The organism is Pseudobacillus wudalianchiensis (assembly GCF_001685015.1).
GTDB lineage: Bacteria > Bacillota > Bacilli > Bacillales > Domibacillaceae > Pseudobacillus > Pseudobacillus wudalianchiensis.
The window spans coordinates 91,923-115,980 of record NZ_MAYT01000002.1 but is presented as its reverse complement, the minus strand read 5'-3'; the positions used below and the strand labels follow the sequence as shown (position 1 = coordinate 115,980).

The following is a 24,058-nucleotide window of genomic DNA, read 5'->3' as shown; positions in this document are numbered from 1 at the left end:
TCTCCTTTATTCTTCAGTCACCTTCATGTTATGGCACGCTTTTATAATCAGTTTTTCTGCTGTTGTTATTGGAGTATTAGATTCTATACATCGACTCACCTGATGGCCTAATACATCTATGCATAGACGCTGGAAATGTGAATTTGATCCCTCTATCGGAATACCGGCTGCTTCAGCCAATTTAACAATCATTAACGAAGCACGCAGGCTCGGACCGCTATTCTCTTTGCATTCCTTTCGCAGTTCAGCTATAAGATTGGTAATGGCTTGAGCCTCGTTCTTACTGATATCCATTTTTTCTGAGATGATAGCTGCCTCACGATCACTATCTTTATGGTCGATAAATATGGTAATGAGTCTATCAAGTAAGGCATCCTGCGTTTGATAGACGCCTGCATATTCATCAGGGTTACTGGTGAATATGCAGGCAAAATCAGGATGCACGCGAACGAAGGGGTCAGTTCGTTTCGCCCCGTACAAAGGGAGAACGCCTTCTTCTAAAATCGATAAAAAGATATTATTAGTGGTTGGCCGTGAGCGGGTAAATTCATCGTAAACAAGCGTGTAACCGTTCTTGACAGCCTCCAGCAAACGCCCGTCATTCCATATTTCCGTTACGCTTTCGTCTCTTTTGTAAACAGAGCGGACATAGTTATCCACCACTTTTTTGCTCGTATATCCAGTAAAGTCGCCAATTAAATCTTTATTATTTAATTCGTGATTACCATGTATGAGCATAACGGGTTTTTTTCTTTTCTTCGCTAGAGCTAGAGCGAGGGATGTTTTTCCGGTGCCGGATGGTCCTGTAAAATGAACAGGATAGCCAGCTTTCAAGTATTGCAACGAACGGGCAAGTAAGTCTTCTGTCTCTTCGTCTCGAACAATTGCCCTGTTATTCTTGTCGATTTTTTTCTTTAAAACCGTCACTCTTTTCCCTCCTGCTCCCATATCCTACATTCCTGGATCGATGGCACTTCTGTAACGAATATCCCGCCTTTTGTAAGACGTAATTTCTTTTTCTTGATTCAAACACACTTCGTAGACGCCGATCATTTCATCCTTTGCATACTTTTTCATATATTCCTTTTCTTCAATGACCTCTATCGTAAGCGTCCAGCCATTATGCTCTTGTTTTTCAACAGCAGTAATTTTATGAACGGGTGCTACGTATTCATTAAAGAAGTCAGTAGCATTTCCAATGATTTTTTTAATTTCCATGGTCGCCTCCTGCTAAAGCATGGCTTTGCCTAAATACTAAAGCGTGCATTTCTTTCACTTTGTTGATCTGGAAGGCCGTTTTCTTCCACTCCATCCCGAAGCAGCCCGACAGCCTCTGCATAACGTAACCACGTGTCCACACTAGCAATCACTACTCTCGCTTCAACGGTTAAAATTTCAATCCCGACTACCGAAACTTTCACAAATGCGTCGATTACAATTCCTTTATCTAAAATGCGGTCAATAACCTCAGCCAAGCTTGAACCATCTGTGCTCTTTTGTACTGCCATTATTGCATTCTCCTTTCATTCTGCTATTTAAGATTGCATCGTCTTAATGTCCTTGGAAGTTTTAATCGTCTCTATGCTTTTAAGGTTCGTAGCACTCTTCATATCCTTAGAAGTTTTTATATCGCTAATGCCTTTAATATGCCGAGCGCTCTTCACCTTTCGATCATGGTCCTCTTTATCTTTAAAAGACATATTTCTTTGAAAGTCTTTTCCGGCTTCAACCGCTGTGCCTAGCTTCTCTTTCGCAGAGAGCAGAACATCTTGGGTTTTTTCTTTTGCTTTTCCGGCTTTTTCCTGAACATTATCAGCTAAATCATCTTTAGAGTTACTTAATTTTTGGGCAAGTTCCTTCCCTTTCTCCTGGATACCCCCCACTATTTTCTCCTTCGCTTTGTCTACTGCTATTTCTTTCACTTTTTCTTTTACTGGCTCCGGTGCATGGTCCACTGCTTTTTTTACGATTTTTCCAACCACTTTTTTTGCGTGTTTATCCATCTGATCACCCCTACCGTATTTATAGAAAAAGTATTAGTATTAATTTGAATTCACTAGGTTAGTGAGCATTTTCTCTATTCTTTCAAGACGTTCGTTTAAGTTTTTATTTTCACTTTTAATCTCTTCATATTTTGCATCACTTGAATAATCTTCACTGCCATTTGTCTCCTTTTTAGAACCTGACAGTTCTTGAGTGGTTTCATCGATATACCCGGCAGCTAACTGTCTAATAGCAGTTTGTGCTTGTCTAGCAAGAACTTCTTGAGCGGTTTTCTTAAATTCCTCTCCGGCCATTTTGACAAATTCGGATTCTCCTAAATTTCTTATAGCCCTCTTGCTCGTTTCCGGATTAGCAAACAAGCCCACTCCTGCTCCCACGACTCCACCAATTATTGCTAGATTCACAGAATGCTGATGATCATTTTTGTTCTCTTTCGTTTGCTTCTTTTCTTTCTGATCCTTTTCACTCATTTCTTCAGAGCGGGAACTATCTGTATTTTTTTGAGTGCTCATGCCTTTGTCTCCTCTCAACTTTTTATTTACGGCAGAGAGTAGCTGGACCAATTTGCTTTAGGGGTTTAGTGTGGATATACCATGAATGCTTGGAATCAAACGAGGTTCTTCCCACCAATACAGGAAATATAATCCTCATTTTCAGATATGTTGAAAAGTGATAATATTAAAAGTCGATAACCACCCTGTTTTGAACGTCTATGTTCCTCATCCTAAAACTCAAAAAAGAATATGGAATTTCATACTTTTTTTACAGACAGATTAATTTATTTCATGTAAAATGTATAATTCTTCCTATTGATTCAAATATTTTTTTATTAACCAACACTTCTTTTGCTAACTTACTACTAACTGATCTAACAAATTGTATAAAATAATCTGATTTTTTTAAACATTATGTCTATTGTGCAGAATGATCATTGATTATATAGTCTACATAAATGTTTAGTTGCTGTTAGGGGGTGATAACATGTTTAACTTGCCTGCAGAAACGTTTTGGTGGATTATACCCTGGCCATTTATATGGGTAGGACTGGGAGTAATTCTGTACTTTAAGTTAAAGAGAGAAGATGATGCAGAAGAGAGAGAAAATATTGGTTAGGGGGTTGTAGCGATTGAGTATGGACGGTGTGATTTTTATCACCTACATCTTAACTTTATTAGGAATCGGAATTTGGTTTTCCCGTAAATCCTCGGAATCCTCGGAACAGTATTTACTCGGAGGCCGATCACTCGGACCAGCTGTTACAGCCATGACGATGCAGACGACTGCTATGAGCGGCTATATGTTTATGGGAGCACCGGCCCTTGCCTTTCAATATGGCTGGTATGCAGTCTGGTATGCGATTGGAGATGCAGGGGGTTCCATTATTAACCTATCCGTTTTAGGAAAACGCATGAGGCGAATGTCTGAACTATTGGGAGCTCTTTCGCCCATTGAGTTCTTGGAAAAAAGATTTGAAAGCGCCAGTGTACGCATCGTTGGATCTATTATCTCCATTGTCTTCCTCTTCGCCTATGTTTGTGCCCAGTTTATAGCAGCTGGAAAAGCAATGTCTACTTTAACTGGATTTCCCTATGAATTATCCCTGATTATTGGCATTAGCGTCATTATTATTTATACGGTAGCAGGCGGTTACTTAGCTGTTGCGTATACCTCTTTTGTACAAGGGGTGATTATGGTCCTCGGAGTAGTTGGGATCGGATTTTTAGCTTACTTCCATGTTGGCGGGCTAACTGGACTTAATGTCGCTCTTGAGAAGATTGACCCTACCTATTTAAGCATTTGGGGAAAAGACCTCGCCTTTTACGGTCAATGGGGCGTAGTATTAGGGGCGATTTTGATTTTCTCCATCGGTTATATGGGGCTGCCTCATGTGGTTGTACGGCACATGTCTATGAAAAGTACGAAAACCGTTAAAGGCGCTATTCTCATCAGTGCCATCTGGAATCAATTCTTCATCTTTGTCCCGTATATTCTAGGGCTTATCAGCATTATTCTGCTGCCCAATATAAAAGATCCAGAAATGGCCATCACTCAACTAGCTTATACACTCTTCCCTGGTTTGTTCGCCGCTCTTCTCTTATCAGCCGTCATGTCTGCTGTTATGTCGACAGCTGACTCCCTTCTATGCAGGCGGGCACGATTTTATCACGTGATGTTTACCAACGCTTTATTAATCAAAATGCCACTCAGAAAACGACTGTCCTCGTTTCTAGACTTTGTATTTTAGGCGGGGGCATTGTCGGTATTATTGTGGCTATTTATGAACCTCCTTCTATCTTTGGACTAGCTGTTTTTGCCTTCGGGACGCTTGGCAATAGTTTTCTCGTTCCTTATGTAGCTTCTGTTTATTCGAAAAAGGCCAATTATGTCGGTTGCTTATGCGCAATGATTGGCGGCGCTGTAACCAATATTGCGTGGACCTCAATGAACCTAGAAGCGGTCACTGCTATTCACCCATTCTTAGCTGGCTTAACCGTTTCCTTTTTAGGAATGGTCATCGGCAGCCGATTTGGCCGCAAACCCTCCCAGCCGGTTCAAGACATCTTTGAGCAGTCGAAGAATAAACGATTCTTTTCAAAAGAGTTTGACCAAAATATCGCTCGTCATCTAGCACCAGAAGCAAAGAACATCTCTAAGTTTGTAGCAAAAAATACGGAAAGCTACAGAGGCAGCTGCTCATGACCTCTATCCTCACCCAGAAACCAGTATTTGCAGAAAAAGAAATTTTGAGAGGGTTGCAGCAATATGACCGGCGAGCGAATGTTCATATGAACGGGATGGTCTTCTACCCTTATTACTTTTTTGAATATGACATTAGCGCCAAAAGTCTGCTGAGGCTGCAAGGAAAAATTGCTTGTACCATTGATGCGCTTAGCGGCCAAGGGGCGATGGTCGATGTTCAGCCTGAGTTCTCAACTTATCTGATGGAAGGTGAAGAAGTGCTCCCTATTACGATTGCGGAAAATGAAGCTGAGCTGTTAGCCGAAAGGTTTATCTCTCAAACCCTTTCACAAAAAGCTAAGTTTATTACAATCCCTCGGCTGCATTTATCGAGCTGCTCGCTCTTTTATCGCCCGTTTTGGCTGGCGAAATATACGAAGCCAGGACGTGGACAACAGCCGTTAATTGTTGATGCCATTAGCGGAAGCTACCACCCTTTATAGAGACACGCTTTTTACCATATCAATCTATGTAGTTATCATGTTTGGCTAGCTCCATGTATAGACTGGTGAATGAAGCTTTATATAAAAAGTAGTGATAATAGGAGGCTAAAAAGATGGAAAACTTAGTTGAGGTACAAAAACTTACTCATTTTATCGGCGGTGAGATGAAGCCGGGAACTAGTGAACGTTTTGGAAAAGTGTTCAAGCCTTCGACAGGCGAAGTCATGGCTTTGTGCCCCTATGCTTCAGCAGAAGAAGTCAATGAAACAGTTGAAATAGCAAAAAAAGCGTTTATCGGCTGGCGAAAAACGCCTGTTGCTCAAAGAGTAGAGATTATTCACCGCTTTAGAAGCTTATTAGTTGAGAAAACCGAAGAGTTAGCGAACTTGATCGGCCTTGAAAGCGGCAAGACGATCTCCGATGCAAAAGGTGAGATCAGCAGAGGAATTGAATCCGTTGACTTAGCGATTAATGCACCGCATTTGCTCAAAGGAGAGTATTCTGTTAATGTCGGCGGTGAGATTAACGCTTACTCTATTAAACAACCACTTGGGGTAGTGGCAGCTATTTCACCATTTAACTTTCCTTTCATGGTGCCTGTCGCGATGTCAACGATGGCTGTAGCATGTGGAAATGCGGTCATTTTAAAGCCATCTGAAAAGGTGCCCAACTCCGCCTTGTTCTTCTCTGAACTGTGGAAACAAGCAGGTCTGCCGTCTGGTGTATGGAACGTTGTGAATGGTGATAAAGAGGTAGTAGATGCTTTACTGAAGCACCCTGACGTGCCTGCTATTTCTTTTGTTGGATCAACGAAAGTTGCGCAATACATTTACGAGGAAGGCTGCCGACATCATAAGAGAGTAGCAGCTTTTGGCGGCGGGAAAAACCATATGATTATTATGCCGGACGCCGATTTGGATCATGCGGTTAACTCCTTCCTTGGAGCAGCATATGGAGCTGCTTCACAACGCTGCATGGCGATTTCGGCGGCTGTTCCGGTAGGAGAAAAAACAGCGGAAGCCTTTGTGGCAAAACTTAAGAAACGTGTAGAAGAACTAAAGGTTGGCGCCTATAATGATGAAAAAGCAGACTTCGGGGCCCTGATTTCAAAAGAATCAAAGGAAACCGTTACGAGGTTCATAGAAGAAAGTATTCAAGAAGGAGCCCGATTGTGCGTAGACGGCCGAAATCCAGATGTCCAGAATGCGGAAGGCTTCTACCTAGGAGCTACTCTTTTAGATCATGTAACGCCTGATATGGATATTTATCGCGAAGAAGTGTTTGGACCAGCCCGGATTGTCGTTCGTGTTGATAGCTTGAATGAAGCGATTGAACTGATTAATAATCATGAATATGGCAATGGAGTCACCATCTTCACAAACAACGGCTATGCAGCTAGAACATTTGCCGAGCAAATTGAAGTCGGCATGATCGGCATCAACGTACCAATCCCAATCCCAGTTGGATACCACAATTTTGGCGGCTGGAAACGTTCAAAGTTTGGAGAAGGTCATATGTTTGGACCAGACACGGCCCGCTTCTTTACAAAATCAAAAACGATCTCGGAAAGATGGCCAGAAAATCAGGTTCATGATGATAAAGTAAATTTTGATTTTCCAAGCAACCGATAACATCTCCTCCTCTACACATTTAATAAACGAAAAAAACTCGGCAGGAAGCTCATCACCCCAGCCGAGTTTTCTTGTCGTTCTATGTGTGCTCGATAATCTCTACAAATTTCATAGAAGCTGTTGATAATGGGACACTCTTTAAAAAACAGATTCCAATATGTCTCTTCGGAATTTCATCCTCTAATTGTACCTCGTGCACTAACCCTTTGTTTAAATACTCCAAGGAAAATTCTCTCGTTACGCAGGCAATTCCTAAATTTATTTTAGCGAATTCTAGTAATAAATCATGTGAGCCTAATTCAAATTCAGGAGCGATTTTTACTCCTTTTGATAGAATATAATCCTCTGCATACCTTCTAGAAATAGACCTTGGCTCAAGAAAGATTAATGGCTGTTTGGCTAATTCGTGAAAGCTTAATGGCTGCGGCACCGTATCTTTGTATTTCTCTCCACAAACAAAAATATCTTGAACCTCAATGCACGCTTTTTGTTCTAATGCTGGATCATCAATCGGGAAGTTACAAATCGCGATATCTACTTCTCCTGATTTCAAAATAGTGCATAATTCCGAGGTGGTGCCATTCTCAATCTTAAACTTAATGTTCGGATATTTATTATGAAAAGCCTCTAAATAAGGAAGCAAGAAATAACGGGAGATCGTATCCCCTACACCGATTCTTAATTCGCCAGTCGTTAAATTTTTAAATTCTAAAATCTTTTCTTCTCCAACATCAATTAAATTAATAGCAGAGTGAACATATTCAAATAAAAGACTTCCCTCGTTTGTTAACGTTACTCCTTTAGGCGTTCGATTGAAGAGACGTGTATCTAATTCCCCTTCTAATTGCATGATAGCTTGACTAACTGCTGGCTGTGTCATGTAAAGTGCTTTCGCTGCCTTTGAAAAACTCCCGCTTTCCCCTACTATGCAAAATACTTTATATAAATCTAATTTGCTAACCATATAACTACTCCTTATATCCATTATTAGAGATATTAACTTTACTTATATCATTAACCCGCTGTATAGTACAAGTAGATATGGTTTACATTAACGTCATTCGTTATAAGGAGCGATTATAGTGGAAAGAGTAGTTGGAACGGTGGTTAGGGGTCTTCGCGGTCCGATCATTAACCAAGGAGACAATATCGAGCAAATCGTTGTAGATACGGTGTTAAAGGCTTCAGAGGTTGAAGGTTTTAACATTCAGGATAAAGACATTGTGACAATTACAGAGTCAATTGTTGCCCGTGCTCAAGGGAATTATGCAACTATTGATCAGATTGCTAAAGATGTCAACTCAAAATTCGGAGACGACACGATTGGCGTCATTTTTCCGATCTTAAGCCGAAATCGTTTTGCGATCTGTCTACGCGGTATTGCAAAAGGGGCTAAAAAGATTGTTTTAATGCTGAGCTATCCATCTGATGAGGTGGGCAATCATTTAGTAGATATTGAACACCTTGATGAAAAAGGAGTCAATCCTTGGACAGATGTTTTAACAGAGCAGCAATTCCGTGACCATTTTGGCTATAACAAACACACGTTTACTGGCGTGGATTATATTGATTATTACAAATCGTTAATAGAAGAATATGGGGTAGAGTGTGAAGTTATCTTTTCAAATAATCCAAAAACCATTTTAGATTATACGAAAAGTGTTCTGACTTGCGACATCCATACGAGATTTAGAACAAAAAGAATACTAAAAGAAAATGGCGGAGAAAAGGTTTACAGCCTTGATAACATATTATCTGAGTCTGTTGATGGCAGCGGCTTCAACGAAGCTTATGGTCTATTAGGATCTAATAAATCAACGGAAAACAGCGTTAAACTTTTCCCACACACTTGCCAGCCTATCGTTGATCAGATCCAGCAAATGCTAAAAGAAAAAACCGGAAAAAATGTGGAAGTGATGATTTACGGAGATGGCGCGTTCAAAGATCCTGTCGGCAAGATTTGGGAGCTTGCTGATCCAGTTGTATCTCCAGCCTACACATCAGGTCTTGAAGGCACACCAAACGAAGTAAAATTAAAATACCTTGCGGATAATAACTTTGCTCACTTGAGCGGCGAAGAGCTAAAACAAGCTATTTCACAATTCATTGATAATAAAGAAGCAGATCTCGTAGGGTCCATGGAAGCACAAGGAACGACACCTAGAAGACTTACAGACCTTATCGGCTCTCTTTCTGATTTAACTTCAGGAAGCGGCGATAAAGGCACACCAATTATTTTTATCCAAGGATACTTCGATAACTATACGAAATAATTATTTATATAAGCAATTTAAGCCGGCGGAGAATGTCCTGCCGGCTTTCTTTATTTCACTTATAGTTTCTGTTCTGGAAAGCTTATCGTAACCGTTGTTCCCTTATCTTTTGAACTTTGAAAGTCAATACTCCCTTTGTATTTGGCTGCGATGTTATAGCAAATCATCATACCCAAGCCGGTCCCTTTACTTTTTAAAGAATAAAAAGGAGTGCCGAGAGACTTAATTTCTTCTGCTGACATGCCCCGCCCTTGATCCATTACTTTGATTTCCACAAAATCCTTCTTTCTTTTGGCTGTTAAAGTGACAGAGTCACCTGTTTTAGAAGCTTCAATGGCATTCTTAATAATATTCACTAGCAATTGTTTAATTTCCATATTGTTAGCCGCGATATAACAAGCTTCCACTTTGTTGATCTCAATCTTATTTTCATTCAACAGCCCGTATGAATGAAGCAGCTCAGTTACACTTTGCAAAGCAGCCCGTACATCTACTATTTCCACCTCTGTATCTTTACTCGGCTTCGCTATAGATAATAATTGAGATACTACCTCTTCAGCTGTATTTAACTCTTCAATCATTAAACTAAAATGCCGCTTCTGACTCTGATCACTAGGTAGGATATTTTTTTCATATAACTGTAAAAATCCCTTTACAACCGTCAGCGGGTTCCTAATTTCATGTGCTACAGCCGCTGCTAGCTGTCCTGTTGTCTTCAAGCGTTCTGCCTGCTGTATTTGTTCATAATATAGCTGCTGTTTTTCGATCCGCCCGTAAGATATGTAAAAGATAAAGCATATAATTGCCTGGCTTCCTATAAAGTTAATTACATTCCCTATAAGATCTCGCTTTAAATAGACTTGTAAATATCCTTGGTCAAAGAGCCCAATGTAAACAAATATAAGGATGATGCACACGTTGTTTAACAGTAAGGAAAAATAAAAAATCTTCGCATCAAAAAATAAAATCGCAACAGCCGGAACAAAACAAAGAAAAATAAAAGTCGACCAAGTATCTGGATATAAAAAGAAAAGTGTATAAAAATACACAGAAGCTACTATCGTAAGGATTATTCTAAAACTGCGGGTAAGATACTTTGGATAAAGCAATAGACAAACAGATGCAACGATAACAAGGATGAAGTGAAAAAAATAACCGGCACTTACTCTCTCTAACTGTGGATTATCTATTAACAAGCCTGCCACCATCATAATGATGACGGCTAGAACTGTACTATAATATAATTTTTTATTTATATAAATATAATCTTCCCTCATACATGCTCCTCTTATTTTCATGTGAAAATCGCTTGTAAATCCTTCAACGACATATCCCTAAACACCTTTATCTTATCATACATTTTTTTCATAAATTGCATATTACTATATCAATTGAAAAATAGTTAAAATGCGTTTTTTACTGTCACTGTACCTGTAACGATTAGAATTACACAAAACCCTTCCTCTATTTTCTCACTACTTTCGAAGACTGCAGAAATAAAACTGCTCTCCCTTCGCAAACAGCATTTAAAAAAACTTGAAAAACGAGATATATCTCGTTTATTATATCTTTATAAAAGAGAGTACTCTCGTTTTTTTAAAAGGAGGAATGATGGATGAAAGTAAAGTTATTTATTTGCCTTGCTCTATTCTTGTTCATGCCGGGACATTACATAGCTGCAGCTGCTTCTTCCCCTTCGTTACAAGATCATCAAAAAGTAGAAGCTTTTTTTGATGAATTTTTTGAGAAAGAGATAAAGGAACAGGGAATTCCTAATGGGATCGTTTCACTTGTGCAAGGCGATCAAATTATCTTTTCAAAAGGATACGGGTACGGAGATTTAGAAAAGAAGGCTCCTTTTGATCCAGCATCCTCTTCTTTTCGGGTTGCTTCTGTCACAAAATTTCTGACAGCGGCAGGGTTAATGAAGCTGGTGCAAGAGGGAAAAGTGTCTTTAAATAAAGATATCAACACTTATTTAAGGTCTGTAAAAGTTCCTAATGCCTATTCTCAGCCGCTTACTCCTTACCATTTGTTGACGCATACGGACGGATTTCAAGAAGATTCCATTGGACTGAAAACAACGAACTCTAAAGACATAAAATCGTTAATGGCTTATTTAAGAGGGGGGTCCTTCCACCAGGTAACAGCGCCAGGAACGATGGTCACCTATGGAAACTTAGCTTCGATATTACAAGGAGCGATCATTGAAGATGTTTCTGGAGAATCTTATGAAACGTATATGACTAAGCAGTTTTTACAGCCGCTTCACATGGAACACAGTTACTTTAATCAAGTGCTTACTGAAGAGCAAAAGAAGCATTATGTACCAGAGTATATAAAGTCAAATGGCCAGTACGTAAAGAATAAAATGATTTACTCTCATATTGTGCCTGCCGGAGAATTAAAAGCCTCTGCAAATGATATAGCACAATTTATGATTATGCTGTTAAACGGCGGAAAAACAAAGAATGGCAAAAGCATATTAGATCAAAATACTGTTCATCAAATGCTTTCGCAAGCCTATACGGCTCATCCAAATATGCCTGGTGTCGCCTTAGGTTCATTTGAGCATTTTGAAAATAGCAAGCGGGCGTTAATTCGTGATGGGCAATCAGAAGTATTCCAAAGCAAATTAGTGTTGTGGCCTGATCAGAAGCTTGGTCTCTTTGTGTCTTCTTATAGTGAAGAACTTGCTGATCACCTTGTATCTGCTTTTCTTGATTACTATTTTCCCGTAGAGAAGACGGAGAAAAAGATCCTAACCACTAAAGAAGATGTTGTTAAATTTGAAGGCATGTACAATTATGTGCAAGCCTCGGACACAACATTTGCAAAACTGCAAACATTGGCTACCCCTCTTATTGTTCAAGCGAATGAGGATGGGACGATAACTGTTCGTCCACTGTTTATCGATCCTTTTGGCGGAGTAACGAAAGCCGTAAAAATGGCAAAAGTCGAAGAAGGATTATTTAAAGGCATAGATGATGAATTATACATTTCTTTTAAAGAGGACGCAAAGGGGCGCGTTACACATTTATTCTCCGGTTCTGGCTATCACAGCTCCTTTGAAAAGTTATCCTGGTATGAAAATATTAAACTTCAGATCGGATTATTGATTTTCTTTCTACTGTTCTTTTCGGCGGCACTCATTCATTCTGGTATACGAGCATGGCGGCGAAGAAAACAGCTACTTGAAAAAAACACCAAAAAAATGCGCAGGCTGGAGGGAGGGATCATAGCTGGAAACTTAACATTCCTGCTCTTGTTGGCTCCTGCCGTTGCATTTATTGGCATGTCCTCGGGAGTACCAGCTTATGTACAAGGAATTACACCATACATGAAAGTCGAATTTACAATCCCGCTCATCACAACGGCACTACTTGCTCTGTATATTTTTAACACAGTGAAAGATTGGCAAAACCGTTCATTTTCTTTTAAACTTTATTACAGTGTTTTCCTGTGCGTGAACATTGGATTTTATCTCTTTTTATATTACTGGAGATGGTACGGTTATTGGTTTAACTAATGAAAAGAGAGCGCCGTTACGAAGTGAAAAGCGAGTAATGTCTTAGAAAGGGGGAGAAAAATGTCTCCGAAGGTATCAGCGGAATACAAAGAGCGGAAACGTCAAGAAATCCTGCACTCTGCCATGGAAGTCTTTCAACGGAAAGGGTTTGAACCTACTACAATGAAAGATATTAAAGAAGAAGCCGGCATAAGCTTTGGTGCGCTTTACTCTTATTTTTCAAGTACAGAAGAAATGTTTATCGAGCTTCTGCAAAAGAGCAGCCAGCTCGATACCCTTACTCAACATGATTCAGCAACTACGAGCAGCTGGAAGCGCCTTGAAGACTACCTTCTAGTTCAAGATGAAATGCTTAAAACTATTAAAAGCAGTCTCATCCCAGCAGCATACGAATTCTTTATGACAAGCTGGCGTGAAACTGGAAGGCTTTCCATTTTGAAAGATCGCTACAAAGAGGCTGGAGATCAGATAAAAGCCATGCTGGCAGATGGGATTAAAAATGGAGAATTTCAACCAACTGTCCCTCTCGATTCTCTTGCCAAATTAATCGTTTCAACTTTAGAAGGCCTCAATGTTAGTGTCCTCTTCATTGGCTATACAGAGAGCGGAGCAAAGGAACAGCTTGTCACTCTTATAAAAATGCTGAAACAATTGCTACATGTTAAAGAGTAATAAACAAAGATGAGCAGCATAAGCTATAACTTATGCTGCTCACTCATAAATTTCTTCAAATCTACTTCCTATTTCCCATTTTAGAAGAGCAATTCAAGTTAAATTTAATTAAAAAAGTGGTGCCTTCTGATCCTGTTTCAATTTCAATTTTTGCATTGTGGCGGGCAGCAATTGCATAGCAAACGCCTAGCCCTAAGCCTGTTCCATTATCTTTTGTTGTAAAAAATGGAGTACCCAGCTTTTCTAATATTTCAGGACGGATTCCTTCTCCTTGGTCCTCTACTGTAAGAACTATATAATCATCGCCTTCTTTATAGGTTCTAATGGTCAGGACTTGTCCGCTGCTCATAGCATCTAGTCCATTGCGATACAGATTAATTATTAATTGCCGTATTTCATTTCGATTTAGCAGTAACGTTGGAATTTCATTCGTTTCGACTTCAATGATTTTATTTTGGCTGAATGCATCAACTTTGATCAAAGGAGTAATGTCATGAATAATGGCATTTAAATCTAACATCTCTAAATCAGAAGTCTTTGTATTACCCATTGAGAGAAACTCCGTAATAATCGAGTTGGCACGATCAAGCTCTTCAATCATTAAATGAAAGTAATGATGGTAAGTTTTAAAGGCACCTTCTTTGGTCAATAATTGCAGGAAGCCACGTACAGTTGTCATTGGATTTCTAATCTCGTGGCTGATCCCGGCAGCCATTTGTCCTATCAAATCCAAACTGGATAATCGTTTTAGTTCTGTCTCGTATTTCTTTTTTTCCGTTGCATTTTTAAACAGACAACAAATCCCCTCATCGTACGGATACGCAACAATCTCGTACCAATACTCCCCATAGACCGATGAGACCTCAAATTGTACCGAAATCCGCTCTCGCATTGCCCGCTGGAATTCTTTATATATCACTGTACCAACAACTTTAGGGAATAACTTCCATATATTCTTACCTAACACATCTTTTGCTGTTTTATTTTCCGGTAGAAATTGGTGTTTATTAACATAAATGAAGTTCCAATCCTTGTCTAAAGCAAAAAAACCATCTGTAATCCCTTCAATGACGCTTGTCAATTTTTCATTAGCAGCCGCTAATTCCCTTGTTCGCTCTTCTACTATACTTTCAAGCTGATCCATATAGTGTAAATTTGAAAATGTAGGAGCAGTGGCATCGACAACAGATTGGGCCAGTTGTATTTGAGTGTTACAGTAATGGCGGCCTTTCCCTTCTAAATTCACAACCGCTATTACGCCCAATACCTCTCCTACAGAAACAAACGGAAGCATTAACAGACTTTGAATATTAAAATGCCCACAAACATCGTGATCAAGCCTTTCGTCTGCACAAACATCTGGGATCAAAATAGCATATTTAGTCTTAATGACTTCTTGGATGATCGCTTTGTAGTTCTGGTCCATTCGAATATTATGATGAGTGTTCATCCACTCCGCTTCTGTCCAGTCGCTGTCTTTGCTTAACTGCATCGTCTTTATTGTTTTTTTATCTATCGGATCTAATAGATAGGCAGCTATATGATGGCTGTCTAGCACTTTTCCTACATAAAAAAAGCATGTGTTAAGGCTTTCCTGTACCGAGGAGCACATCGATAACTCACGTGTCACATCAAGCAGTAACTGCTTTTCTGCAATCAAATTCTCCTTTTGAGCTAAATTATTTGCATTTTGAATAGCTACCGCAGCCATGTTCACATAAGCTTCAACACTTTGAATCTGAAACTCTTTTAAGTTCATGGAAGTACCATAATTAAATAAAAATACAAGCCCAAATAACTCTTCCTCAAATGAGATAGGCAGAGCTAATAAGGAGTTAATTTTAAAAGCGGTCACCGCCCTTTGATCCGGCCGGTTATCCTTTGAGGTGTCAGGAATATAAATTGTTCTCTTTGTTTCAATCACCTCTTTGGCGAGTAAGTCCTTCTCAGGATCGATCACCTGCTTATCAAGCGTCATTCCATTGATAAAATTAGGCTTTCCAACAAATCCCCTGAACGTCCCATCTTCCTGAGGTAAATAAATGCCGACAGCATCGCATTGAACAATTTCTTCAGAGATAGCCTTTGTAACATGCTCCAGCACTTCACGCAGGTTTAACTTTGTATTAATCACTCTTGTGATATTTGCAAGACGAGAATATCTCATTTGTTCCCTTACCATTTGTACGTTCTCCAATCATAGGGATAATAAAATAAACCTTATGGTAATACCAAGGCCCAAGTACTTTCATCACGTGTATTTATTATCTCTATTGTACATAGGTTCCATTGAATTGAATACAAGAAATCGGGAACTTTGAAAAATACCAAAAGAGTAAATCAGCGGCAGAGGAGTTCAGACACTACAATAAAAAGGCCTCTAAGCTTAGATAATGATCGTGTATAGACTCTCTTTATGATTCACTCTTCCCGTTACTATTCTTTATATTTTTATAATAAATTCCCCATCTATCTATAACAAAAGAGACCATCCTTTTTGGTTATACTTCTTTATTTTTCACATAAAAAAAAGAGAGAATTATTTCTCTCTCTTTTGGTGCCCGCCGATTAAGTACCGCAAAAAGTTCGATAAGGGCGGTTAGATGGCGCTGGCGGTGCAGTATAATCATTCTGCTCAGGAGAATAAGCATAGGGATTCGAAAGGACAGTCAAAAGCTTTTCCATCACGCTATAATCTCCTTGTTCCACCGCAGCTTCCAACGCTTCCTCTACCCGGTGGTTTCTTGGGATAACCGCAGGATTGCTCTTTTGCATCAGCTGCTTAGAAGAGTCTTTTGATTCCTGCTGCCTGTCTAGCCTTGCTTGCCAGCGTTTATTCCATTCACCAAACTTCGATGTGCCACACGCGGATATATCCTCTGTTGTGCCGAGAGTTAAGGCTCGGAAAGTATTCGTGTAGTCAGCCTTATTCTCTTGCATAATGCTTAGCAAGTCTTTAATAAGAGCTTCATCCTCTGCCTCTTCGTTAAATAATCCTAGCTTTGCTCTCATTCCCGCGAGCCAGTTAGATTGATACAGCTTAGTATAGCTCTCCATCTCCTCTTGAGCTAATTCGACAGCCTTCTCTTCGTCCTCATTCAGTAATGGCAATAACGTTTCCGCGAATCGCGCCAAGTTCCAGCCGCCAATATAAGGCTGATTGCCATAGGCATAACGGCCTTGGACATCAATTGAACTAAACACGGTTGCAGGATCATACGTATCCATGAAGGCACAAGGACCATAATCAATCGTTTCTCCGCTAATCGCCATGTTATCCGTGTTCATCACTCCATGAATAAAACCAACGAGCTGCCATTTAGCAATCAATTCAGCTTGGCGCTTGATCACTTCTTGAAGCAGTGACAGATATTGGTTCCCGTCAGCTTCAATATTAGAAAAATGACGCTTTAATGCATAGTCGGCCAACGTTCGGAGATCCTCTACTTTTCCCCAATTGGCTACATATTGAAAAGTGCCGACACGCAGATGGCTGGCTGCCACACGAGTTAAAATGGCACCAGGAAGCTCAGTTTCTCGAGCGATCGTTTCACCCGTTGTCACCACGGCTAAGCTGCGAGTAGTCGGAATACGAAGCGCATGCATCGCTTCACTAATAATATACTCGCGCAGCATCGGCCCAAGTGCTGCCCGGCCATCTCCTCCACGAGAGAAAGGCGTTCTGCCCGAACCCTTCAGTTGAATATCGAACCGTTCACCATCAGGCGTTATTTGCTCACCCAGCAGCACAGCCCGGCCGTCCCCCAGCATAGTAAAATGTCCAAATTGATGTCCGGCATAAGCTTGAGCAAGTGGTGAAGCTCCTTCAGGAATTTGATTGCCGGCAAACACTTCTACGCCCTCCTTGCTTTGAAGTTCATCTACCTTTAATCCAAGCGATACAGCTAACGAATGATTAAGAATAACCAACTGCGGCGATTGCACAGGCGTTGGGTTAGTGCTAGAAAAAAATAATTTCGGCAGACGGGCATAACTGTTGTCGAAGCTCCATCCTGTTTCTTTACTCTTTGTCATAGCGTCTCCTTTCTATTTATAAATGTTTTTTATTTAAGTAAAAATGTATGTCTCACGCTCCATACTCATAAAAACATCATGTTATCTGTTTTAATGTCTACTTCTGCCAATTTATTATACCCTTTTCACTCGTTGATGACGCTCTTTAAGTACCGCGGGACAAATAAAGAGGTGGATACCTTAATAGATATCCACCTCTTTTAAATTTGCTTTTATTATTTTACAACACTCTAACAAAGGAAGTTATTTATCTGTCAGATCATGATCGTCTTGAACCTCTAACGGTACATGTTTACCTATCTTAAAGACATAAAAACTAATGGTCATCATGATAAGGAAAACAATCCCGACAATAAGCGATATACGTGTGTCGTCATTAAACCACATACCGACTAATACCATAACCAAAAAGGCAATGGTTAAATAGTTCGACACCGGCGCAAAAGGCATTTTAAACGGATGATTCTTTATTTCTGCTCCTTTTGTTTTCCTGAATTGAATTTGACTTATCAAGATAATAAACCATGGAACCATGCCTGGAAGTACACTGGCACTGTAGACATAGACGAACAGATTTTCCGGCGCAATATAACTTAAAACAACACCGATCGCTAAACCAATAAGCACCCCAAATGTGCCGACTAATGGAACACCATTGTGAGACAGCTTCGTAAAGAATTTAGGTGCCTGTCCATTCACTCCTAATGTATAAAGCATCCGGCCTGCACTATAAATACCGCTGTTACAGCCAGACATGGCAGCGGTGATGACAACAAAGTTAATCAAAGCGGCCGCCGCTGTAATTCCTACTTTGGCAAAGGTCGCTACAAACGGGCTGCCAATAGAACTTAATTGATCCCACGGATAAACCGTCACAATAACAAAAATAGCACCAATATAAAAAATTAAAATACGCCAAATAATGCTTTGAATCGCTTTTGTTAATGTTTTTTGCGGATCTTTTGCTTCACCTGCTGTGATCCCTATTAATTCAACACCTTGATAAGCTGCTACCACGAGGGACAAAGCAAAGAAAAAGCCTGACCAGCCGCCCGCAAAAAAACCGCCGTGTCTCCATAGATTGGATAAGCCGATCGCATCCCCGCCGTTTCCGATTCCAAAGAAAATAAGCCCAATTCCCGCAATGATCATCAATACAATCGTAATAATCTTAATCATCGCAAACCAAAATTCAAACTCACCAAACGATTTAACAGAAATTAAATTGGCTGCACCGAGAATGACCATAGCAACCATGCCTGGAATCCAAGCAGGCAGATCCGGAAACCAGTACTGCATATACGCCCCAACCGCAATAATTTCTGACATGCCTACGATCACCCATTGAAACCAGTTGCTCCATGCCGTAATATACCCAGCCAATGGATGGATGTATTTATAGCCAAACGTTGCAAATGAACCTGTACTTGGCTCTACATACAGCATTTCTCCCATTGCACGCATAATGAAAAAAATAAAAATACCTGAAATTGCGTAAGCCAGCATAACAGATGGGCCTGTCCATTGAATCGTGCTGGCCGAACCCATAAATAAACCAACACCGATCGTTCCGCCTAAAGCAATCATCTGAATGTGACGCGACTCTAAGCCTCTCTTTAATTCTTTATTTGCCACTTTTATTTCCTCCTCTTTTACCAACGATCGCCGAAAATTTAAGCGGCATACACATACGCTTTTTTGACATCGAAGGAATCCATCCAGCGTCACTTCTTATCTATACCAAAATATTTCCTTGCTTGTTTCTGGCACTCCAAACAAATAGAAAGGACTTTCATCTCCCTCTTTTCGATCTAGACCTTAAACCTTCTTATTCTATAATAATATTTTTTCAGAAAAATACAACTGTCTTTCTCAGAAAAACACTTATTAATCAATGTAAATAAAGGTATTATCTTTCAAAAATAAAAATAATAGCTATATTCAGATAATTTAGAACACAATTGCCTTCGCCTTTTAAACGGCAAATAGCCGAGGAAAAAAATTTTCCCTTGGCTCTTAGTGTTCTCCGTATAGATCACCTCTCACCATTTTAGGTAATTGTCATACATTATTTTGAAATGAAGTAGCATGGGAGGTATAAGAATGGTCAATTTTAAGTCATACACAGGGACGATTACAATGATCAGTGATTTGATGAGCAGTCAAAATGATACAGGTGCAGGCTGCTATAAATTGATGTCTATAGATGATGGGACCGGCTCCATCATAAATTTTGTTGTTTCGCCTGCCACGTACTTTGTAGACCATGCGATGGTGGCTGCAGGGGATAAAGTTACCGGCTATTACGATGCAAATGCACCCGTCCCGCTTATTTTCCCGCCGCAATACCAAGCGCTTATTGTGGTAAAGCTTAATCCGCTTCAGAATGTGAAAGTAGACTTCTTTAACAGCCAGCTGGAGAGCCGCGATGGCCAATTAAAATTAAACCTTTCTCCATTTACCCAGATTTCCCTAACAAACGGGCAGGCTTTTTCTAAAAATCCTGCAAACCGAAATCTCATTGTCATCTATGGTCCTAGCACAAAAAGCATTCCTGCCCAAACGACTCCCTATAAAATCATCGTTTTATGCTGGTGAATTTTATAGAGATCTCTTTATTTCCCTTCAGTTTTTTCCAGCACCCTGCTTTTAAAATTGATTCTCCTCTTTATGACGCAGCCATTCGTCCAAGGGGACCGTTTTCATCTACAATGTCCTCTAGATCAAATATAGATATCGGAAACATTGGAAAACCAACAACGTAGGGAGTGATTTCATAGAGCTGAAAATAGATGACCAGTGTCTTATCAGCAATATAAAAATCTTGATCTGGACGGATAGCTGTGAAGCCGTTGAGCAGCTGGATATTTCGTTGTTTGATCTGCTTATCAATTAAGACAGAGAGCCTTTTTACATAATCACTTCCCGGCTTAAATAAATCTTTTAATTGATAGAGCCTTCCTGTTCTCAGATCAAATGTTAAAGACTTTATATACGTCATGCCATGAGCTGCGTGATAGTGATAAGTGTAATTGATTAGTGATAGGCTCAAAACTTCACGCTGGTTGTTCTTAATTTCATAATATCCGATCATTTCTTCTACTGATGAAGGCATATTCCCAATTTGCTCATTTATCAGCTGCTGATTTCGCTCCCTAATAGTGCGATTTATTGATCTTTCTACCTCTTGATTTTGCATCCTAAATAGTTGAGGATAAAAAACTGTTTTGTTTGGACTGCCGCCCACTTTAACAGTGTACGTGTTTACCGGTAATGTAATAGCCATCATGATCCACCCTTAGAGGTTTTTAACTTATTGTATTCTTGAAAAGACAAAGGTGATTATTAAACAAGAAAAACCCCCTTCCTCTTGATTAGAATACTTCTGTGTGCATGCGCCACAACAGTTTGGAAATATTAACAGTATGGTTAGAAAAAATAGGAGGAAGCAAATGAACTTACAATCTGGAAAGTATCATTGGCCAACTACGTTTCCTGATGCCCCCTCATATCCAGCCTTAGAGGAGGATCTTCGCTGTGATGTATTAATTGTTGGGGGCGGAAGCTCCGCCGCGCAGTGTGCTTACTATCTTGCAGATGCCGGTTTAGATGTGGTCATAGTGGAAAAAGAAAAAGTTGGCAGTGGCAGTACTAGTACAAATACGGCACTCATCCAATACTCTGGTGAAAAAATGTTTACAGACTTAATAAATACTTTCGGAAAAGCTTATATTGAGCGGCATCTACAATTGCTAAAAGAGGCCATTAACGAAATTGAAAAAGCATCAAAAATGGTCAAAATCGATTGCGAATTCAATCGAAGGGATACCCTTTATTTTGCTAGCTCTACAGAAGATATTAACCGCTTGGAAAAAGAGTACGAGTTGTTAAAGAAACACAATTTCGAACTTGCTTTTTGGACAAAGAGTGATATTGAAGCTAACTATCCTTTTAGCAGAGAAGCGGCCATTTATTCTTACAATGATGGAGAATTAAACCCTTTTAAATTCACACATGCCCTATTTGATTATGCAGCTAAAAAAGGTGTTCGCATTTATGAACATACAGAAATGAATGGCCACCGTTATGATCCCCAACAAGAGCGAATGATCATTTCAACAAAGACAAAATACTCTATTAACGCACGCCAGGTTATTTTCGCTGCAGGCTATGAAGGAATGGATATTAAAAAAGAGAAAAAAGCCTCCTTTGTGAGTACGTACACCGTGACGACTACTCCAGTAGCTGACTTCTCCACCTGGCATAACCGGACACTTATTTGGGAGACAGCTCGCCCCTATCTATTCATGCGTACAACTGCCGACAATAGAATTATTATTGGCGGGCTCGATGACAATACGACCTACCCTGAAGATCGAGACAGCAAGCTAATGCACAAAAAAGAGAAGCTCGTCGCAGAATTTAATAAAATGTTTCCTGATATTCGCGTAGAACCTGAATATTATTTAGCAGCGTTTTATGGGGGAACCGTAGATGGCCTGCCTATTATCGGCGTTTACGATGAATATCCTAACAGCTATTTTTTATTTGGATTTGGAGATAACGGAACGGTGTACAGCCAAATGTTAGCGAAAATTATCGTTCAAGACATTGTGAAAGGGAATCATCCAGATCTACCGTTATATTTGCAAAACCGGCCTCTGCTTGCCAGGCATTAATTCCAAGACTCTGTAAGAAAGCGCCTGAATTCCTTCAACTAAGGAAACAGGCGCTTTCTTTTAAACCTCTTCTTTACTTCTAGGACATCCTTTCGACTTTAATATTCTTCTCATTTTCTAAGACAATTTTAAACTTCTTCTTCTTCTCCTTTAAAATTGAGCGGCTACTATAAGAATACGAACAAAACAAGGAGGGGTTAAAAATGAAATCAGTTAAAAAGCTATTCACAAGTTTTTTAATCGTAGGTGGTCTGGGGGTAGGCGCTTACGCTGTAACAGATCCTCAGCCAGAAGCTGCTCAAATTAATGTATCTTCACACACAATCAATGAATTAAAAGCTAAAGATATTGCGTTATATGCCTCAAAGGGCGGGCTAGTAACGGATAGCCATGTAAAAACTGAAAATGGAATCAAAAAATATGAAATTACAATCGTGAAGCAGGATCAGGAACATGACGTAGAGATTGATGCCCTAACGGGAGAAGTGACCCAGTATGAGGAATATGTTCGCCATTAAAAGGGATTTGACAAACAGTAAACTTCAAAGCGCCGCATCTAATCTAGCATGAAATGAAGAAGAGAAGCATTAACTTCATTAAGAGATCTAATTAAAAGGAACACAATCATAAAGTCGATTTAGTGTACAAGTTTTACACCAGCCAAACCAATTAATTTAATTATTTAGGAGGAATTTATCATGTTTCAACATTTTGAAGTAAAACCCATGTTTAAAGACCAAGTGCATGAACGCCATCAGTTCAAGCTGAAGATTCAAGGAACAGATTATCGAGGGATTTTTCACCAAGATAAAATTCAATGGTTTTATCCACACCCTAAGCAAACATTTGAGAAAGAGTATATAGAAACAATGGAGTCTCAAGTGCACAACTTGATGCTACATCAACTGACACAACCTATTTAACGATAAATCTACTTGTAAAAGCCTGTGTAAGTAAAAAAATATTTCAAGCCATTTCACAAAAAGAGAGACGACTAAGACACTGCATCACGTAATAGGACTTCTATGTAACCTCATTAAACTCAAATGAGACAAACGATCGATCCCCTACATCATTTTCGCTCTTTTTCTCTGTTCTTACGAAAACTTTAAGATATCAAAATATAGAGGCAGCCTACGTTATATCGGCTGAATGCAAACGCTTGTCTTTCAAGTGGATAACCAGGACCATCAGAGCCCTGAACACTAAAGAAGACAAGCGTTTTTAGATGGCTAATATTTGCGCTATGAAATTCAACTCATCCGTCGCAGCTATGTCAAAGAATCTGTCCATTGTCTACTATAAATGTTTGTCCCGTTACGGAATTTTGGGTCATTTGAAAAACAATGGATTCTGCAATATCTTCAGGCGTTGAGATCCTCTTAAGCGGCAAGTTTCCAGCAAGATGATACATCTTCTCTTCATTGCCGTTCCACCATTTTGTATCCACGGCTCCCGGTGCAATGGCATTCACCCTAATTTCTGGCGCCAAAGCAATGGCTAATGACCTTGTCATCGTATGAATGGCTGATTTAGTTGCAGCATATGGAATAGATGAGCCAATACCCGTCACTCCTGCCACGCTTCCCATATTGATAATGACTCCTGATCCTTGCTGTCTCATATGGGGCACTACTGCTTTTACACAATAAAACATGCCTTTCACATTGACATCAAACAGTTTGTTCCAAACTTGATCCGTCACGGAGTCTAAATCGTCCATAAAGATGTGGGCGGTAATACTGGCATTGTTCACTAATCCATCGATGGCTCCATATACTTCAACCGTTTTAGCCACCATTTTTATGACTTCCTCCTCATTGGCCACGTTCGCTTTAAAAGAAAATGCTTCACCTCCCTGCTCCTTAATTTTTCTTACCACCTCCTCTGCGTCATAGGCAGACTGATGATAATGAATAACGACTTTTGCTCCTTCACTTGCTAACTTTAAGGCCGTTGCTTTTCCTATCCCTGTTCCAGCACCAGTTATAATGATTGACTTATTCACTAGTTTTATTTTGACTCACCCTTCCTCATTCATTGGATATTTTTA

22 protein-coding genes and 1 pseudogene are annotated in these 24,058 nt (G+C 39.8%); 11 read left to right on the top strand and 12 right to left on the bottom strand.

What is annotated here, in order from left to right; translation table 11 throughout:
* Window positions 1-6 precede the first annotated feature (6 nt).
* The 5 genes from gvpN to gvpT are packed head-to-tail and all read right to left on the bottom strand — an operon-like array spanning window position 7 to window position 2,516.
* Window positions 7-948: a gas vesicle protein GvpN gene (gvpN, locus tag A8F95_RS04995; protein WP_245671128.1), complete on the bottom strand. Its 942-nt coding sequence runs from the start codon at window positions 946-948 to the stop codon at window positions 7-9.
* 3 nt (window positions 949-951) lie between these two features.
* A complete protein-coding gene (gene gvpO / locus A8F95_RS04990; RefSeq protein ID WP_065409533.1) occupies window positions 952-1,218 on the bottom strand; it encodes a gas vesicle protein GvpO in 267 nt (88 codons plus the stop codon).
* A 29-nt stretch (window positions 1,219-1,247) separates the two neighbouring features.
* Window positions 1,248-1,508, bottom strand: coding sequence for a gas vesicle structural protein GvpA (gene gvpA, locus A8F95_RS04985; protein ID WP_049665784.1), 261 nt, complete (start codon window positions 1,506-1,508; stop codon window positions 1,248-1,250).
* 27 nt (window positions 1,509-1,535) lie between these two features.
* Window positions 1,536-2,003, bottom strand: a complete 468-nt coding sequence (gene gvpQ / locus A8F95_RS04980) for a gas vesicle protein GvpQ (protein ID WP_065409532.1) — start codon at window positions 2,001-2,003, stop codon at window positions 1,536-1,538.
* Between the two features lie 39 nt (window positions 2,004-2,042).
* Window positions 2,043-2,516, bottom strand: a complete 474-nt coding sequence (gene gvpT, locus A8F95_RS04975; protein ID WP_245671125.1) for a GvpT/GvpP family gas vesicle accessory protein — start codon at window positions 2,514-2,516, stop codon at window positions 2,043-2,045.
* A gap of 469 nt (window positions 2,517-2,985) precedes the next feature.
* Here gvpT and A8F95_RS23170 point away from each other — a divergent pair, with 469 nt between their 5' ends.
* The 4 genes and pseudogenes from A8F95_RS23170 (at window position 2,986) to A8F95_RS04960 (ending at window position 6,817) form a co-directional block, all read left to right on the top strand.
* Window positions 2,986-3,117 (top strand): hypothetical protein, encoded by a 132-nt coding sequence (locus A8F95_RS23170; RefSeq protein ID WP_281181736.1) that lies wholly within the window; start codon window positions 2,986-2,988, stop codon window positions 3,115-3,117.
* 19 nt (window positions 3,118-3,136) lie between these two features.
* A pseudogene (locus A8F95_RS23305) lies at window positions 3,137-4,704 on the top strand (sodium/proline symporter).
* Window positions 4,705-4,748: 44 nt separating this feature from the next.
* On the top strand, window positions 4,749-5,186 hold the full coding sequence (locus A8F95_RS04965; protein ID WP_141676226.1) for a hypothetical protein: 438 nt from the start codon (window positions 4,749-4,751) through the stop codon (window positions 5,184-5,186).
* A 113-nt stretch (window positions 5,187-5,299) separates the two neighbouring features.
* Window positions 5,300-6,817 carry a CoA-acylating methylmalonate-semialdehyde dehydrogenase gene (locus A8F95_RS04960; protein ID WP_065409530.1) on the top strand — a complete coding sequence of 506 codons (1,518 nt, stop codon included), beginning with the start codon at window positions 5,300-5,302 and terminating at the stop codon, window positions 6,815-6,817.
* 79 nt (window positions 6,818-6,896) lie between these two features.
* Here the strand turns inward: A8F95_RS04960 and A8F95_RS04955 are convergent, their stop codons facing one another.
* Window positions 6,897-7,781, bottom strand: a complete 885-nt coding sequence (locus A8F95_RS04955; RefSeq protein WP_065409529.1) for a LysR family transcriptional regulator — start codon at window positions 7,779-7,781, stop codon at window positions 6,897-6,899.
* A 118-nt stretch (window positions 7,782-7,899) separates the two neighbouring features.
* On the opposite strand from A8F95_RS04955, the gene A8F95_RS04950 reads away from it, so the two are divergent.
* Entirely contained in the window at window positions 7,900-9,090 is a 1,191-nt protein-coding gene (locus A8F95_RS04950; protein WP_065409528.1) for a coenzyme F420-0:L-glutamate ligase, read from the top strand.
* 59 nt (window positions 9,091-9,149) lie between these two features.
* Here the strand turns inward: A8F95_RS04950 and A8F95_RS04945 are convergent, their stop codons facing one another.
* Entirely contained in the window at window positions 9,150-10,367 is a 1,218-nt protein-coding gene (locus A8F95_RS04945) for a sensor histidine kinase (protein WP_065409527.1), read from the bottom strand.
* Window positions 10,368-10,705: 338 nt separating this feature from the next.
* Here A8F95_RS04945 and A8F95_RS04940 point away from each other — a divergent pair, with 338 nt between their 5' ends.
* On the top strand, window positions 10,706-12,619 hold the full coding sequence (locus A8F95_RS04940; RefSeq protein WP_065409526.1) for a serine hydrolase domain-containing protein: 1,914 nt from the start codon (window positions 10,706-10,708) through the stop codon (window positions 12,617-12,619).
* A gap of 60 nt (window positions 12,620-12,679) precedes the next feature.
* On the top strand, window positions 12,680-13,291 hold the full coding sequence (locus A8F95_RS04935; protein ID WP_065409525.1) for a TetR/AcrR family transcriptional regulator: 612 nt from the start codon (window positions 12,680-12,682) through the stop codon (window positions 13,289-13,291).
* 61 nt (window positions 13,292-13,352) lie between these two features.
* Here the strand turns inward: A8F95_RS04935 and A8F95_RS04930 are convergent, their stop codons facing one another.
* The 3 genes from A8F95_RS04930 to A8F95_RS04920 form a co-directional block, all read right to left on the bottom strand.
* Window positions 13,353-15,458 (bottom strand): GAF domain-containing sensor histidine kinase, encoded by a 2,106-nt coding sequence (locus tag A8F95_RS04930; RefSeq protein WP_425414970.1) that lies wholly within the window; start codon window positions 15,456-15,458, stop codon window positions 13,353-13,355.
* A gap of 401 nt (window positions 15,459-15,859) precedes the next feature.
* Complete coding sequence (locus A8F95_RS04925) at window positions 15,860-17,326, bottom strand: protein adenylyltransferase SelO (RefSeq protein WP_065409523.1); 1,467 nt, start codon at window positions 17,324-17,326, stop codon at window positions 15,860-15,862.
* 243 nt (window positions 17,327-17,569) lie between these two features.
* Window positions 17,570-18,961: an amino acid permease gene (locus A8F95_RS04920; RefSeq protein ID WP_065409522.1), complete on the bottom strand. Its 1,392-nt coding sequence runs from the start codon at window positions 18,959-18,961 to the stop codon at window positions 17,570-17,572.
* Between the two features lie 468 nt (window positions 18,962-19,429).
* Between A8F95_RS04920 and A8F95_RS04915 the strand changes: the two genes are divergently transcribed.
* Window positions 19,430-19,924 (top strand): hypothetical protein, encoded by a 495-nt coding sequence (locus tag A8F95_RS04915; protein WP_065409521.1) that lies wholly within the window; start codon window positions 19,430-19,432, stop codon window positions 19,922-19,924.
* A 70-nt stretch (window positions 19,925-19,994) separates the two neighbouring features.
* Here A8F95_RS04915 and A8F95_RS04910 read toward each other — a convergent pair whose 3' ends face one another.
* Entirely contained in the window at window positions 19,995-20,612 is a 618-nt protein-coding gene (locus A8F95_RS04910) for a DUF3298 and DUF4163 domain-containing protein (RefSeq protein WP_077247221.1), read from the bottom strand.
* Between the two features lie 166 nt (window positions 20,613-20,778).
* On the opposite strand from A8F95_RS04910, the gene A8F95_RS04905 reads away from it, so the two are divergent.
* The 3 genes from A8F95_RS04905 (at window position 20,779) to A8F95_RS04895 (ending at window position 22,928) form a co-directional block, all read left to right on the top strand.
* Complete coding sequence (locus A8F95_RS04905) at window positions 20,779-22,005, top strand: NAD(P)/FAD-dependent oxidoreductase (RefSeq protein ID WP_065409520.1); 1,227 nt, start codon at window positions 20,779-20,781, stop codon at window positions 22,003-22,005.
* 203 nt (window positions 22,006-22,208) lie between these two features.
* Window positions 22,209-22,523, top strand: coding sequence for a PepSY domain-containing protein (locus tag A8F95_RS04900; protein ID WP_065409519.1), 315 nt, complete (start codon window positions 22,209-22,211; stop codon window positions 22,521-22,523).
* A gap of 180 nt (window positions 22,524-22,703) precedes the next feature.
* The gene (locus A8F95_RS04895) at window positions 22,704-22,928 is read left to right on the top strand and encodes a DUF5342 family protein (protein WP_065409518.1); all 225 of its coding nucleotides are present in this window, start codon (window positions 22,704-22,706) and stop codon (window positions 22,926-22,928) included.
* A 353-nt stretch (window positions 22,929-23,281) separates the two neighbouring features.
* Here the strand turns inward: A8F95_RS04895 and A8F95_RS04890 are convergent, their stop codons facing one another.
* Window positions 23,282-24,022 (bottom strand): SDR family NAD(P)-dependent oxidoreductase, encoded by a 741-nt coding sequence (locus A8F95_RS04890; protein WP_065409517.1) that lies wholly within the window; start codon window positions 24,020-24,022, stop codon window positions 23,282-23,284.
* Between the last annotated feature and the right edge of the window lie 36 nt (window positions 24,023-24,058).

Excerpts from the sequence above, each read along its gene's own strand:
- gvpN (WP_245671128.1), bottom strand. The coding sequence starts at position 948 with ATGGGAGCAGGAGGGAAAAGAGTGACGGTTTTAAAGAAAAAAATCGAC.
- gvpO (WP_065409533.1), bottom strand. The coding sequence starts at position 1,218 with ATGGAAATTAAAAAAATCATTGGAAATGCTACTGACTTCTTTAATGAA.
- gvpA (WP_049665784.1), bottom strand. The coding sequence starts at position 1,508 with ATGGCAGTACAAAAGAGCACAGATGGTTCAAGCTTGGCTGAGGTTATT.
- gvpQ (WP_065409532.1), bottom strand. The coding sequence starts at position 2,003 with ATGGATAAACACGCAAAAAAAGTGGTTGGAAAAATCGTAAAAAAAGCA.
- gvpT (WP_245671125.1), bottom strand. The coding sequence starts at position 2,516 with ATGAGCACTCAAAAAAATACAGATAGTTCCCGCTCTGAAGAAATGAGT.
- A8F95_RS23170 (WP_281181736.1), top strand. The coding sequence starts at position 2,986 with ATGTTTAACTTGCCTGCAGAAACGTTTTGGTGGATTATACCCTGGCCA.
- A8F95_RS04960 (WP_065409530.1), top strand. The coding sequence starts at position 5,300 with ATGGAAAACTTAGTTGAGGTACAAAAACTTACTCATTTTATCGGCGGT.
- A8F95_RS04955 (WP_065409529.1), bottom strand. The coding sequence starts at position 7,781 with ATGGTTAGCAAATTAGATTTATATAAAGTATTTTGCATAGTAGGGGAA.
- A8F95_RS04945 (WP_065409527.1), bottom strand. The coding sequence starts at position 10,367 with ATGAGGGAAGATTATATTTATATAAATAAAAAATTATATTATAGTACA.
- A8F95_RS04940 (WP_065409526.1), top strand. The coding sequence starts at position 10,706 with ATGAAAGTAAAGTTATTTATTTGCCTTGCTCTATTCTTGTTCATGCCG.
- A8F95_RS04935 (WP_065409525.1), top strand. The coding sequence starts at position 12,680 with ATGTCTCCGAAGGTATCAGCGGAATACAAAGAGCGGAAACGTCAAGAA.
- A8F95_RS04930 (WP_425414970.1), bottom strand. The coding sequence starts at position 15,458 with ATGAGATATTCTCGTCTTGCAAATATCACAAGAGTGATTAATACAAAG.
- A8F95_RS04925 (WP_065409523.1), bottom strand. The coding sequence starts at position 17,326 with ATGACAAAGAGTAAAGAAACAGGATGGAGCTTCGACAACAGTTATGCC.
- A8F95_RS04915 (WP_065409521.1), top strand. The coding sequence starts at position 19,430 with ATGGTCAATTTTAAGTCATACACAGGGACGATTACAATGATCAGTGAT.
- A8F95_RS04910 (WP_077247221.1), bottom strand. The coding sequence starts at position 20,612 with ATGGCTATTACATTACCGGTAAACACGTACACTGTTAAAGTGGGCGGC.
- A8F95_RS04905 (WP_065409520.1), top strand. The coding sequence starts at position 20,779 with ATGAACTTACAATCTGGAAAGTATCATTGGCCAACTACGTTTCCTGAT.
- A8F95_RS04900 (WP_065409519.1), top strand. The coding sequence starts at position 22,209 with ATGAAATCAGTTAAAAAGCTATTCACAAGTTTTTTAATCGTAGGTGGT.
- A8F95_RS04895 (WP_065409518.1), top strand. The coding sequence starts at position 22,704 with ATGTTTCAACATTTTGAAGTAAAACCCATGTTTAAAGACCAAGTGCAT.